Here is a 12,329-nt window from a genome sequence, read left to right as displayed (position 1 = left end):
CCGGGGCGCACTTCCACGGGTGAGTGCCGCTCCCTGAACAGGGGGTGGGCCACCGCGTAACTCTCTTTGGTGAACGCCCAGTTCAACCACGAGGAGTGCGCGATGGCCCTGTCCCAGTCCGAGCTGATACGGCTGCTTGAGTCACTACGTTCGACCGACGGAATCGAGCTGATCCACGCCATCGCGGAGCGGATGGTGCAGGAGCTGATCGAGGCCGAAGCCAGTGCCCACATCGGCGCGGAGTGGAACGAGCACACGCCGACGCGGACCACCATCCGCAACGGGCACCGGGAGAAGGTGCTGACCACGCTGGCCGGCGATCTGGACCTGGAGATCCCCAAAGTCCGCACCGGTAGCTTCTTCCCGTCCCTGCTGGAGCGCCGGCGCCGCATCGGCCAGGCTCTCTACGCCGTCATCATGGAGGCATACGTGCACGGCGTGTCCACCCGCAGCGTGGACGACCTGGTCAAAGCCCTGGGCGGGGACAGCGGCATCTCGAAGTCGGAGGTCTCACGGATCTGCGCGGCGCTGGACGAACCGCTGACCGCGTTCCGCACCCGCCCGCTGGATCATGTCCGCTTCCCCTACGTCTATCTGGACGCGACCTACTGCAAGGCGCGGGTGAACCACCAGATCGTCTCGCGGGCCGTCGTGGTCGCCACCGGCATCACCGAGGACGGCAACCGCGAGGTCCTCGGGCTGATGGTCGGAGACAGCGAGAGCGAGGCGTTCTGGAAGGAGTTTTTGCGCTCGCTGCGCGAACGCGGCCTGCCCGGGGTCCGCCTGGTCGTCACCGACCAGCACTCCGGCCTGGTCGCCGCGGTCCGCAAGGTCATGCTCGGCGCCGCCTGGCAGCGTTGTCGTGTCCATTTCCTGCGAAACGTCTTCAACGTGATCGACCGGGACTCCGGCGAAATGGTCGCCGCGACCATCCGCACCATCTTCACCCAGCCCACCGCCGAGCTGGTGCGCGCCCGACTCGACACCGTCGCCGACATGCTCGGCACCCAGTTTCCCAGGGTCAGGGGCATGCTCCTGGACGCGAAGGAGGATCTGACCGCGTTCGCGAACTTCCCACCGAGGCACTGGAAGAAGATCCAGTCGACCAACCCGCTGGAACGGATCAACCTGGAGATCAAGCACCGCACCGACGTCGTCCAGGTCTTCCCCAACGACGACGCGCTCTTGCGGCTGGTCACCGCCGTGCTCTTCGAGATGCATGACGAATGGATCGCTTTCCCCCGCCGCTACCTGCCCGAAAGCAGCATGGACGAGGTCTACCGCGAACGCCCCGAAAGCGCCCCCGCGCTACCCAACACCACCAACACAACCGCCAGTTGATCCGCAACACCACGACAAGGGGCACGATCAACGGTCAGGCAAGACGGGTCGGCCGGCCACCGTTTTCACACTCCGCGGTGACGATTCCGAGTCCGAGTCAGAACCGGTTTCCCATTCTTCCGCCCCCATGCCGGCCGCAGCAGATCGGGAGGCGCAGCGGCCCACCGTGGTCCGCCTGGACGCCTACCGTCCGGAGCCGAACCGTGCCCCGGAGCCTGCGCCGGAACCGAAGCGGTCGGTTCGCCCACCGGTTTCCGTGGCCGAGCGGCCCGAACCGCTCGAAGAGAACCCGTTCCGCGCACTGCTCCAGCAAACAAAGTCAGCCCTCGGAACCACTTCCGGGGGCTTCGTCCGGCATCTGGCAGGTGGCGCCAGTCGACGTCTACACCGGCTGGATGGGTGCCCTGGTGAGCGAGTACGTGGTGAAACCGCACCGATGAGAGGGCGCAAGCATTTTGCGAGCAACCGCGCGGTCCGGGCAGGGACTGAGAGTCCGGTGTTTATACCTTGCTCGCGACCACCATGTAGTTCTCGGCCTCCAGATCGAACGTGCTCAGTTCCATCTGGAGTCCGACCCGGTGCAACTCGACTTCGAGTTCCTCGTACCGGTAGGGCCAGCAGGACAGCAGTTCCGAGCGGACAAGAACCAACCCGGTCGCATCAACTTGCGCGATCGCAATCTCGATATGGTGCTCCTCCTCCCAATGCGGCGCAATCTCCCAGCGGTAGACCACGACGGCATCGCGACCGTTCCGGCGGACGAGTCGGTCACTGATGTCCAGCCGGGAACCTCTGGCCCTCACGAGTTCCCAAGTACGGGAGGTGAGTACCAAGCGCCCGCCGGGACTCAGAAGCCGTGACATCGACTCCAGAGCAGCAACCCTGCCTCTCGCGCCCACGGCATGGTGCAGCGAGTTGCCAACGCAGAACACCATGTCGAACGTGTTGTCCTGGAAATGGTCGGGCAACTCTTCCCAGTTCGCCCGTACGGCCCGGACGGATGCTCCGAACTCCTCAGACAACTCTTCAGTCCGACGAACCATCGTTTCGCTGGCGTCAGTTGCGACAACCTGCATGCCGCGACCGGCGAGGCCAACCGCCAACTGTCCGGTTCCGCACGAACAGTCGAGGACGTGAGCGTTCGACGGCAGGAGACTGAGGACGTCATCGAACGACGCAGCGAACTCGGCTGGAGCCAGCTTTGCATCCGAGATGAGCCACTCGTACACCTCGGCAAGCGCGTTATAACCCGTCACAACTACTACCTCCGTCACGCGGCAGACTCACGGCAGGACGTCAGTTCATCAGCGGAGCAGGCCGGGCACCAATGGTTTTCGCAAGGATGGCTCTGACGGTGTTTATGGGTTGTCAGTCGTCCGTCTGAGTGGATGTCATCGGTTGGTTAGCTGAGAAGTTGTTCGTGAGGTAACTCTGCGCCGCAGCCGGCCAGCACGGACAGCAACAGGAACCGGGACACTTCCCGTCACGCGGAGCTGCAGTCGGCCAGCGCGGAGCGTGAACAGAACCGCGCAACGGTTGTCCAGCTTGACGCTTACCGACCAGCACCCAAGCCTGCGCCGGAACCGAAGCGACCGGAACCGCTCGGGGACACGAATCCCTTCCTTGCCCTGCTCTAGGCAAACCAAGCAGGCCCCGTCCATTCGGACGGGGCCTTTCGTTGTTTCGACTACGCGACTGGGCAGGCCGCTCCAGGAAGCGCACGATTCGGGGAGCACGTCACCACTGCCAGGGACAGATACGAGAGACGTTCCAGATAGAAGCCGTACGACACATCAGCGCCCGAGTACAGGTGTTCGGCAGCAGCGACCACCAGTCGGGCCAGGCGGGTGGTGTCTCGGTCCCGTTCCGCCGCGAACCGGGGCGCGTACTCGGCCAGCCGCTCACCGAGCCAGGTTGCAGCCTCCTTGGCTTCCTCCCATGTGCCACGAACGATGGAACGGGGCTTGATCAGCCAGTACGCCGTTTCAAGGGGCGGCAGGTCGACGGTCGGGAACTCCGCTGCGACCTCCCGGTAACGCTGGATCAGTTCTGGCCTGCTTCCGGCCGGGGGCGGCTCAGGATGTGGAGGTCGCCGCAGGGCCTCATTGTCAAAACGCTCTTTCGGGCCGGTCCATAGATAGCCATGGTGGTGCACCAGTCGTTCCGTTCCGAGGAGTGCCAGCCGGGCCGGACCAGGGACAGGAGGACCCGGCCCGGCTGGCGGGAGGGGGAGGCTCAGACGTTCAGGCCGAAGCGCGCCGGGTCGATGCCGGCCGCGTCCAGTTCCTCCGTGGTGAACCGCAGCGGTTGGGCGTCCGGCCGCTTGCTGTCACCCAGGGCCCAGGCGTCGTCACCGATCCGCGCCAGGGTCACGCACCCTTCGGTGCAGGGGCCGCCGCACGCCTTCACGAACGACGCCCCGTTGATGTCGAGCGCGTACAGATCACTTCCGTCCAGCATCACTGCACCTTCCTGCTCAACTGATCACGGCCATGACTGACCGTCGCCGCCCATACCGGGCGGGAGTTCAGGGATTCCACCGCAGGGGCGGTGTCTCACTCGGCGCGAACGACCATGGCGAACGAGGTCCGGATGCGCCGGAAACCGGCGTGCCCGGACCGGCCCGTGTGGCTCATGCACTCCACGTCGACGGAGGCCGAGTCATCGGCGGGAGTCGCCTTCCAACCGCAGTGCAGACACTCGGCCTCGCACGTCACTCCGTGTCGGGATGCTCGATGATCCGGTGCATGACGTACCGCATAGCCGCTCTGACGCTCACAGCCCACCCCTACGGCTCCGCGCGTTGGCTGCGGCGACTCTGCCGCTCAGTCCCGCTGACGGGCTATTCGGCGGGGGCTTGTAGTCAGGACACTTCGGGCTCCCGCACTCACACCGAGGCCAGCGCAAAGCCGAACTCGGCGCCAGGTCGGCGCCTTCGGGGCCAGGGTCGCTCGTCTGCACCATGAGCACGCCGCCGACACCGAACGCTCCGGAGAGACGGGAGAGGAACTGTCGGGCCTCACTGCTGCCCAGATGATCAGCCGCTTCGGTCCTATGCGCCTTGCTGTCGCTCACCATGGCCCCCATCTTCGGCGGCCCACGATTGCGCCTCTAGCCTGTTTCCTGTTCCCGCAAAAAGTCGTTGCGGATGCTTTCGATCAGATCCCGCATTTCGTCGCCGGCCAGCGCGGCTCGCGCGAATCCTTCGAACTTATCAACGTAGAGACTCACATCTCGCGGGTCCGTAACGACGACTTCGGCATGGACGGTTTCAACCGTCACCATGCGGTCGTCACGGATGACGAAGGCATGATTTGCGATGTCATGTTGCTGAATTCGCAGAGGGACTATCCGGATGTCCACGTGGGAGAGCCGCGAAATGGAGACGATGCGATCAAGCTGAGCGGCCATCATCTGCGGTCGCACGATGCGCCAGCGCAGAACAGGTTCGGTGATGATGAACCGGAGCGACTTTGCGTTGTCGTAGAGAACCGCTTGCCGTTCGAGTCGCCCATTGATCGTTCGCGTGAGTGCGTCTTCACTCAGATTGTGCCGTTGCAGAATGGCCCTGATGTACTCGGGCGTCTGGAGCAGGCCCGGAACGAGCGCGGGTTGAAACAGCCGCAGTACAGACATCTGGGCTTCCAGAGCCTTGGCGGCCTGCTGGCCCTTGTGGACCCCGATTCGCTTGAGCAGGCGCCACGCCGTCGCTTCCGTCGCTGACGCGCGTGCGGCTTCCGCGTACTCCGCTTTGACCTCGTCCGAGACACCGATGGCGGTCAGGATGCGCTCTACGTCCGTCGCGCTGGGTGCCAGCTTCGCATTCTCGATCTTGGACAGCTTGGACGGAGACATGAGGGCGCTGCGGGCCACCGCTTTGGCTTCCTTGCCGGATGCCACTCGCAGCGCCCGCAGCGCGGCTCCAAGCTGTGCTTTGTTCACGTCCCGTACTTCGCCCACCATTCGGTGAACGGTTCCGCGTGCGCGAGAGCCGCATCACGGTACCGTGTGAATTCCGCTGTTCGTTCCGGCGGTAGCACTTCCGATCCCAGGTACTTTCCGCTTCCGTCGTAGTTCATCACGGCCACGGATTCGGAGTCGAAGAACCAGAAATCCGGAACGTTCTCCAGGGGGTTGGGTTTGTCGGTGATGTCGAGGATGAAGAACTCTTCACCCCCGCTCACATTCTTGTGGTAGCCCCAGCCGAGTTCGAACCTGAGATAGTCCGTGAGCGGGCGGGACAGGATATGGACCCGGTATACCCGCTTCCCCTTCTCGGTGTGCGAGCGTAGTTCTTCGATCCAGCCTGCGTTGTAGTCGTCTGGCTGTGGCTCCCCGGCCAGGAATGCCTGATAGGCGTCGACGCTCCCGGACTTGCTGTAGTCATCCAGGGTCTCCAGCCGGAATGCCTCGCGTTCGAATGCCTCGAAGAGGTCGCCGAGGGTCCTAGATGAGGTTGTCACGGATGGCCTTCTGGATCAGTTCCATCGGGATCTCGACCAGGGTTTCGTGCGCGGGAATCTGAAGCCCGTGGTCGGTCGGCGTCTCGCCCTGTACCAGGAAGGTGCCGCGATCCGTGGCGTAGATCGTCGGGCAGTCCTTGATGTCGCACGTGCTGACCAGCTTGGTGACCTTCATGGTCTGGGTTCCCCTCTCCCGTGCCGCTGCCAGTACCCCGCCTCTGGGTTGATGCTCCCGAGGGCTGTGCGCACCGGTCAAGCGATCACGGTTGACGGAACGGGAAACCGCGTAACTTGCGTCGGGCCTGCTCGTATACCGCGCGACTGGCGGCAGGGCCTCCAGCGCGCCTCGGGCCTGCACAGACTGTTGACGATCATGGGGAAATGCTGGGGAGGCCCTCTCCAGGAGGAGTCTTCGTGCAGGTCAGGGTCGTATGACCTGTAAAGCACGCAGATCTACGAGGGCACGAACCAGGTCCAGCGCATCGTCATGGCGCGCAACCTGCCGTGACCCGCGACCTGCCGTGACCCGCCTGCCCGGGAGCCCGGCCGGCTCCCGGGCGGAGAGCCCCCGGAGGGATTCCGGGGGCTCCTGCCGCTCCGGCGACGAGACATTCGTGGCGGATTGTTCGCGTCCGCCCCATGGCGCCCGGTGCCGGGCGGGCGTAGGACGGAAGGGCACGGGCCCACCCCGGACCCTCTTCCTCGCAGGAGGAGCCATGACCCAGACCGGACCCATGAGCGCCATGAGCAAGGAGACGCAGGAGTGCGTCGAGGCCTGCATGACCTGCCACAGCGTGTGCGAGGAGACCATGAGCTCCTGCATGCAGAGCATGGGCGGTCAGGCCCAGATGCAGATCATGCGCGCGCTCATCGACTGCTCCGAGACCACCCGGATGTGCGCGGACATGCTGATGCGCCGCTCGCCGATGTCGGCCGAGATGTGCGGGCTGTGCGCCAAGGCGTGCGACATGTGCGCCGAGGCGTGCATGTCCATGCCGGACGACCCGCAGATGGCGCGCTGCGCGGAGGCCTGCCGCCGCTGCGCCGGGATGTGCCGCGCGATGGCGGGCGCCACGATGTGAGCACCGCCCGGCCCGCGTCCGCGGGCCGGCTCTCAGTCGAACAGCGGCTCCAGCGCCCGCTCCAGGTCGGCCGGTCCGCGGAAGTGCACGGCCCGCATGCCCAGTGCGGCGGCCGCCTCGACGTTCTCCTCGCCGTCGTCGACGAACAGACAGCGCTCGGGCAGCGTGCCCGCCAGCTCCGCCGCCATGCGGAGGATCCGCGGGTCCGGCTTGGCGAGCCCGACGCGGGCGCTGTTGACGACGTGGTCGGCGAGATCGCTCAGCCCCATGGAGTCCAGGTCGGCCTCCAGCTCCAGGGCCGCGTTCGAGACGAGGACCAGCGGCACCCGGACGCGGGCGCGCCGCAGCAGGGCCACGACCTCGTCGTCCGCGTGGAAGGGGGTCTCCAGCAGGGCCAGGGCCAGGTCGTACGCGGTCTGCGGTTCGGGCACGAGTCCGGCGAGCCCTTCCGCGATCGCCTCCGCCCACTCCTGCGAGGTGATCTCGCCCAGCAGCAGCGGCAGCACCGTCTCCCGCGCGAACGCCACCTTGGCGGTGGTGCCCTCGGCGATCCCCGCGACCCGCTCCAGCGCCCGGAGGCGGGAGGAGTCGAAGGTCCGGATCACATTGTCCACGTCGCACAGAACCGCCCCGTAGGGCGGTCTGCGGCCGCTGCCGTCACTCACTCGAGACCGTGACCTTCTGGTCGTTGTTCAGCTCGTTCACCAGCGTCTTGACCTTCGCCTTGTCCCAGAGGAGGTTGCCGCCGGTGGACCCGGAGATCGGCATGTTCATCGACGTGCCGTCCCCGCCGCTGACGCCCTTCATCGCCCAGAACATCGACGCCAGGTCCCACAGGCTCATGTCCTTGTCGACGGTGAGGGAGTCCAGGCCCGCGCCCAGCGTCGGGTACAGCTTGAACGGGTTCAGGACCGTCGAGGGGGTCGCCACCTGGTGCGCCAGCGCGGAGAGGAACTTCTGCTGGTTCTTGGTGCGCTGCAGGTCGGAGGCGGCGAAGGCGTGCCGGGTGCGGACGAAGGCCAGGGCCTCGTCGCCGTTGAGGGTCTGCTTGCCCGCCTTGAAGTCGGCGCCCGAGTACTTGTCCTTGAAGCCCTTGTCGATGTCGATCGTCACGCCGCCCACCGCGTCCACGATCTTCGCGAAGCCGGCGAAGCCGATCTCCACGTAGTGGTCGATGTGCAGGCCCATGTTGTATTCGATGGTCCGCACGAGCAGCGTGGGGCCGTCCTCCGCGTACGCCGCGTTCAGCTTCGTCTGCCGGCCGGTGTTCGGGTAGGTCTTGCCGGAGGCCGACCCCTTGTACGAGGGGATCGTCACGTTCGAGTCGCGCGGCAGCGAGATCAGCGTGTCGCCGCTGGAGCCGACGTGCAGGATCATCATCGAGTCGGTCCGCTTGCCCTCGGCGGAACCGGTGTGCAGCTGCTTCTTCTGCGCCGCGCTCAGTCCGGCGCGGCTGTCGGAGCCGACGATCAGGTAGTTCGTGCCGTCCCCCGCCGACGGCCGATCGATGACCTTGGACAGGTCGACGTCGCGGTGCAGCTTGGAGTCGGCCCAGAAGTACGTGCCGACCGACGTCACGACCAGCACCGTCACCAGGGTGATCGCGGTCCACTTGACACGGCGCCGCCAGTTCGGCCGCGGCCGGTAGCCGCCCGGGTCACCCGGACCGCCCGGCCCGCCGCCGTGCGCGCCGTAGACGTGGCCGGTGTTGTAGTCGCTGTCGTAGCCGTCGTAGCCGCCGCCGTGTCCCTGGCCGTCGACGTACGTGGGCTGCTGGGGCACCCGCCCGCCGTGGGGCGGTGCGGACGGGCCGGGGCCCCCGTACGGGCCCGAGGCGGGCCGGCGGACCTGCCGCATCGCCCGCGCGCCCTCGGGCTGTGCGCTGGCGCTGCCGCGTCCGTACCGGTTGCGGTTGTCGTCGGACCATGCCTCGGGCCAATCGTTCATGGGCCCCAGTGTGCAGGCAGCGGCCAGGTCCTTCACAAGGGTCGTAGGAAAATCAGGGCACGGCTGTTGCGAACCCAACACAAAGTCCGCAGATGTCACGTCGGCATAGGGTGGAGGCCATGACAGACCAGGCCCCCGCCGTGGCAGCGGAGACTGCGGAGATCCCGGCCAAGCCCACCTCGGCGTCCCGGACCACGCTCAGCCACATCATGACCCACAACGACACCAACCTGCTGGGCACCGTGCACGGCGGCGTGATCATGAAGCTGGTGGACGACGCGGCGGGCGCGGTGGCCGGCCGGCACAGCGGCGGGCCCGCCGTCACCGCCTCCATGGACGAGATGGCGTTCCTGGAGCCGGTCCGGGTCGGGGACCTCGTCCATGTGAAGGCCCAGGTCAACTGGACCGGCCGGACCTCCATGGAGGTCGGCGTACGGGTGCTCGCGGAGCGCTGGAACGAGTCCGCCCCGCCCACCCAGGTCGGCTCCGCCTATCTGGTCTTCGCCGCCGTGGACGCCGACGGCAAGCCGCGCCCGGTGCCGCCGGTGCGCCCCGAGACGGAGAAGGACCGGCGCCGCTACCAGGAGGCCCAGATCCGCCGCACCCACCGGCTGGCGAGGCGGCGGGCGATCCTGGACCTGCGTGAGAAGCGCACGGCCGAGGGCCTGGACGACTGAGCGCCGCCGCGCCCCTTCAGGGCGCCGCCGGCCCGCTCGGCGGCGTCACGAGCATGCCACCTGGTCTCCGGTCACCACCCCGGACTGCCCGAGGTAGCCGTCCCGCGCCCGCACCTGGCGCACCTGCTTGAAGTCGGCGCCGACGATCACCTTCAGCGTCGGCCCGAGCCCCTTCACCGGCTTGAGCTCGCTGCCGGGCAGCGCGGCGGCCAGTGACGCCGCGGAGCGGTCCCAGCCGGGGTCGTAGGCGACGACCGTCCGCTTCTGGGTGCGGTCGTCGGCGTTCGTCGGCGCCCCCGTCGTGCGGAAGCCGGTGGCCGCCAGGGCCGCGTCGACGCGCCGCCCGAGCCCTTCGGTGGCCGTGCCGTTCTCGACCTGGACCCGGATCTGCCGCGGGGCCACCTCGACCGCCACGGGAGCGGGCCGCGCGGGGTGCGCGTGGTGCGCCGCCAGGGGCTTGTCGTCGCGCAGGGACGCGAAGAGGCGGTCGGCCTTGGCGGTGTCCCACTTCAGCGTCTCGCCGAGCCCCTTCACCACGTATTTCATCTGGCCGATGGGCACGGTCGTGAACTCGGAGGACGAGGGGGAGAAGTTGCGCATCGCCCGCCCGAGGTCGAGCAGCTCGTCCGTGCCGAAGCCCTTGTCGGCACGCACCGACCCCAGTACCGCCCGCGTCACGTCCCGGAACTTCATCGGGTTCAGCAGGATCCCGGAGGAGGTGGCCCGGTCGACCAGCGCCGCCAGGAAGCGCTGCTGGCGCTTCATCCGGCCGAGGTCGGAGGCCCCGTCGACATGGCGGGCGCGGACGTACTGAAGGGCCTGTCCGCCCGTGAGCCGGTGCGTCCCGGCGGGCAGGTCGAGCCCGGTGTAGGAGTCCTTCAGCGGCGTGGCCGTGCAGATCCGCACCCCGCCGAGCACGTCCACGGTCCGCATGAAGCTCGTGAAGTCGACCTCCAGATAGTGGTCGATCTTGACGTGGGTCATGTCCTCGACGGTCCTGACGGTGAGGTTCGGGCCACCCTCCGCGTACGCCGCGTTGAGTTTGATCGGGTGGCCGGGGACCCGCTTCCCGGTCCGCTCGTCGACGTACGCGGGCGTCGTGGCGTAGGAGTCGCGCGGCAGGCTCACCACGCTCGCCCGCTCCCGGTCCTCCGAGATGTGCACGATCATCATCGTGTCGGTGCAGTGGCAGGGGGCGCCGCCCAGGTGGTACCGGCGCCGCTCCTCGTCGCTGATCCGGTCGCGGCCGTCGGTCCCGACCAGCAGGACGTTCATGCCGTGGCCCGCCCGCGGGCGGTTCTTCATGTCCTTGAAGGGATCGACGCGCGCGATGCCCGCGTCGAGGCTGCTGACGACCGCGTGCCCGATCCCCGCCGAGGCGAGGACCACGACGGAGAGGGTCATCGCCGCACGCATGGCCCAGCGCGGCTTCTTCCGCCGTACGGGAGGCCGGGGCCCGCGCTGGTGCGGGGCGCGGGGCGGCTGGGTGCGGCGCTGCGGACGGGCGGGCGCGGCGGACCGAGGCTGCGTGGGCAAGGGGGACACCTCCGGCGTCGGCCGTACGTGGGATCGTGAGCACCGTAGGCCCATACGATCTGTGGCCCGGGCCACCGCCCCGGCGGGGCGCGAAGGTGTCCCCCGTTCGCGGTAACGTAACGGGCGATGAACGCCAACCCCGACGTGCAGCTCCCCGCCGTGTCTGTGATCATGCCCGTCCTCAACGAGGAGCGGCATCTGCGCGGAGCCGTCCAAGCGATCCTCGCGCAGGAGTACGCCGGCGAGATGGAGGTCGTGATCGCCCTCGGTCCGTCCACGGACCGCACGGACGAGATCGCCGCCGAGCTCGTACGAGACGACCCGCGCGTGCACACCGTGCCGAACCCGACCGGGCGCACCCCGGCCGCCCTGAACGCCGCGATCAAGGCCTCCCGCCATCCGGTCGTCGTCCGCGTCGACGGCCACGGCATGCTCTCGCCCGACTACATCGCGACCGCCGTGCGGCTCCTGGAGGAGACCGGCGCGCAGAACGTCGGCGGCATCATGCACGCCGAGGGCGAGAACGACTGGGAGCACGCCGTCGCCGCCGCCATGACCTCCAGGATCGGGGTCGGCAACGCCGCCTTCCACACCGGGGGCGCCGCGGGCGAGGCCGAGACGGTCTACCTCGGGGTGTTCCGGCGCGCGGCGCTGGAGCAGCAGGGCGGGTACAACGAGGAGTTCGTCCGCGCCCAGGACTGGGAGCTGAACTTCCGCATCCGCGAGGCCGGCGGGCTGATCTGGTTCTCGCCGGAGCTGCGGGTGTCGTACCGGCCGCGGCCGAGCGTGCGGGCGCTGGCCAAGCAGTACAAGGACTACGGCCGCTGGCGGCACGTCGTCGCCCGCTACCACGAGGGCTCCATCAACCTGCGCTACCTCGCGCCGCCGACGGCACTCTGCGCGATCGCCGCCGGTCTCGTGGTGGGCGCGGCGCTGACCCCGTGGGGCCTGGTCGTCCCCGGCGCCTACCTCGCGGCGATCGTGCTCGGCTCCCTGCCGGCGGGCAAGGGCCTGCCGCCGAAGGCGCGCCTGTGGATACCCGTGGCGCTGGCGACCATGCACATGTCCTGGGGCTGGGGGTTCCTGACCAGCCCCAGGGCCCTGGCGAAGAAGGTCATGGCCTCCCGCCGCCCCGCGGTGCTCGCCTCCGACTGAGCACCGGGGACGGGGGGCCGATCCCCGTGCCGGCCCGGACCACCGGGTGTGGTCCGGGCCGGTGTGCGTGCAGCCGCCGGTCCCTGCCCGCGCACACCGGCCCGCGCCGCCCTGCCACCCCTGCCCGT

14 protein-coding genes are annotated in these 12,329 nt (G+C 68.1%); 4 read left to right on the top strand and 10 right to left on the bottom strand.

Annotation, left to right across the window (positions count from 1 at the left end; genetic code table 11):
- Window positions 1–102: 102 nt before the first annotated feature.
- A complete protein-coding gene (locus tag ACJ9NR_RS15970; protein ID WP_412488845.1) occupies window positions 103–1,341 on the top strand; it encodes an IS256 family transposase in 1,239 nt (412 codons plus the stop codon).
- A gap of 500 nt (window positions 1,342–1,841) precedes the next feature.
- On the opposite strand, the gene ACJ9NR_RS15965 is transcribed toward ACJ9NR_RS15970, so the two are convergent.
- The 7 genes from ACJ9NR_RS15965 to ACJ9NR_RS15940 form a co-directional block, all read right to left on the bottom strand.
- Entirely contained in the window at window positions 1,842–2,597 is a 756-nt protein-coding gene (locus ACJ9NR_RS15965; protein ID WP_412488844.1) for a class I SAM-dependent methyltransferase, read from the bottom strand.
- Between the two features lie 431 nt (window positions 2,598–3,028).
- Window positions 3,029–3,496, bottom strand: coding sequence for a hypothetical protein (locus tag ACJ9NR_RS15960; protein WP_412488228.1), 468 nt, complete (start codon window positions 3,494–3,496; stop codon window positions 3,029–3,031).
- 80 nt (window positions 3,497–3,576) lie between these two features.
- Entirely contained in the window at window positions 3,577–3,801 is a 225-nt protein-coding gene (locus ACJ9NR_RS15955) for a DUF397 domain-containing protein (RefSeq protein ID WP_046427928.1), read from the bottom strand.
- A gap of 95 nt (window positions 3,802–3,896) precedes the next feature.
- Window positions 3,897–4,058, bottom strand: coding sequence for a DUF7848 domain-containing protein (locus tag ACJ9NR_RS41745; RefSeq protein ID WP_491074820.1), 162 nt, complete (start codon window positions 4,056–4,058; stop codon window positions 3,897–3,899).
- A gap of 394 nt (window positions 4,059–4,452) precedes the next feature.
- Complete coding sequence (locus ACJ9NR_RS15950; RefSeq protein WP_412488227.1) at window positions 4,453–5,304, bottom strand: helix-turn-helix domain-containing protein; 852 nt, start codon at window positions 5,302–5,304, stop codon at window positions 4,453–4,455.
- Complete coding sequence (locus ACJ9NR_RS15945) at window positions 5,280–5,804, bottom strand: DUF6879 family protein (RefSeq protein WP_352141651.1); 525 nt, start codon at window positions 5,802–5,804, stop codon at window positions 5,280–5,282. Before ACJ9NR_RS15945 ends, ACJ9NR_RS15950 begins: the two co-directional genes overlap by 25 nt.
- Window positions 5,788–5,979 carry a hypothetical protein gene (locus tag ACJ9NR_RS15940; protein WP_030115393.1) on the bottom strand — a complete coding sequence of 64 codons (192 nt, stop codon included), beginning with the start codon at window positions 5,977–5,979 and terminating at the stop codon, window positions 5,788–5,790. Before ACJ9NR_RS15940 ends, ACJ9NR_RS15945 begins: the two co-directional genes overlap by 17 nt.
- Before the next feature lie 541 nt (window positions 5,980–6,520).
- On the opposite strand from ACJ9NR_RS15940, the gene ACJ9NR_RS15935 reads away from it, so the two are divergent.
- Entirely contained in the window at window positions 6,521–6,886 is a 366-nt protein-coding gene (locus ACJ9NR_RS15935) for a four-helix bundle copper-binding protein (protein WP_412488226.1), read from the top strand.
- A 32-nt stretch (window positions 6,887–6,918) separates the two neighbouring features.
- Here ACJ9NR_RS15935 and ACJ9NR_RS15930 read toward each other — a convergent pair whose 3' ends face one another.
- The gene (locus tag ACJ9NR_RS15930) at window positions 6,919–7,551 is read right to left on the bottom strand and encodes an HAD family hydrolase (RefSeq protein ID WP_412488225.1); all 633 of its coding nucleotides are present in this window, start codon (window positions 7,549–7,551) and stop codon (window positions 6,919–6,921) included.
- Window positions 7,544–8,833, bottom strand: coding sequence for an LCP family protein (locus tag ACJ9NR_RS15925; RefSeq protein ID WP_412488224.1), 1,290 nt, complete (start codon window positions 8,831–8,833; stop codon window positions 7,544–7,546). Before ACJ9NR_RS15925 ends, ACJ9NR_RS15930 begins: the two co-directional genes overlap by 8 nt.
- Before the next feature lie 119 nt (window positions 8,834–8,952).
- Here ACJ9NR_RS15925 and ACJ9NR_RS15920 point away from each other — a divergent pair, with 119 nt between their 5' ends.
- A complete protein-coding gene (locus tag ACJ9NR_RS15920; RefSeq protein WP_412488223.1) occupies window positions 8,953–9,510 on the top strand; it encodes an acyl-CoA thioesterase in 558 nt (185 codons plus the stop codon).
- 45 nt (window positions 9,511–9,555) lie between these two features.
- On the opposite strand, the gene ACJ9NR_RS15915 is transcribed toward ACJ9NR_RS15920, so the two are convergent.
- Entirely contained in the window at window positions 9,556–11,046 is a 1,491-nt protein-coding gene (locus tag ACJ9NR_RS15915) for an LCP family protein (protein ID WP_491074819.1), read from the bottom strand.
- A 126-nt stretch (window positions 11,047–11,172) separates the two neighbouring features.
- Here ACJ9NR_RS15915 and ACJ9NR_RS15910 point away from each other — a divergent pair, with 126 nt between their 5' ends.
- The gene (locus ACJ9NR_RS15910) at window positions 11,173–12,201 is read left to right on the top strand and encodes a glycosyltransferase family 2 protein (RefSeq protein WP_412488221.1); all 1,029 of its coding nucleotides are present in this window, start codon (window positions 11,173–11,175) and stop codon (window positions 12,199–12,201) included.
- Window positions 12,202–12,329 lie beyond the last annotated feature (128 nt).

Source organism: Streptomyces sediminimaris (genome assembly GCF_047049295.1).
In the GTDB taxonomy this organism is placed as follows: Bacteria; Actinomycetota; Actinomycetes; order Streptomycetales; family Streptomycetaceae; genus Streptomyces; species Streptomyces sediminimaris.
The sequence above is the reverse complement of the archived record's forward strand: the minus strand, read 5'-3'. Positions and strand labels throughout refer to the sequence as shown.

Excerpts from the sequence above, each read along its gene's own strand:
- ACJ9NR_RS15970 (WP_412488845.1), top strand. The coding sequence starts at position 103 with ATGGCCCTGTCCCAGTCCGAGCTGATACGGCTGCTTGAGTCACTACGT.
- ACJ9NR_RS15955 (WP_046427928.1), bottom strand. The coding sequence starts at position 3,801 with ATGCTGGACGGAAGTGATCTGTACGCGCTCGACATCAACGGGGCGTCG.
- ACJ9NR_RS15950 (WP_412488227.1), bottom strand. The coding sequence starts at position 5,304 with ATGGTGGGCGAAGTACGGGACGTGAACAAAGCACAGCTTGGAGCCGCG.
- ACJ9NR_RS15940 (WP_030115393.1), bottom strand. The coding sequence starts at position 5,979 with ATGAAGGTCACCAAGCTGGTCAGCACGTGCGACATCAAGGACTGCCCG.
- ACJ9NR_RS15935 (WP_412488226.1), top strand. The coding sequence starts at position 6,521 with ATGACCCAGACCGGACCCATGAGCGCCATGAGCAAGGAGACGCAGGAG.
- ACJ9NR_RS15925 (WP_412488224.1), bottom strand. The coding sequence starts at position 8,833 with ATGAACGATTGGCCCGAGGCATGGTCCGACGACAACCGCAACCGGTAC.
- ACJ9NR_RS15920 (WP_412488223.1), top strand. The coding sequence starts at position 8,953 with ATGACAGACCAGGCCCCCGCCGTGGCAGCGGAGACTGCGGAGATCCCG.
- ACJ9NR_RS15910 (WP_412488221.1), top strand. The coding sequence starts at position 11,173 with ATGAACGCCAACCCCGACGTGCAGCTCCCCGCCGTGTCTGTGATCATG.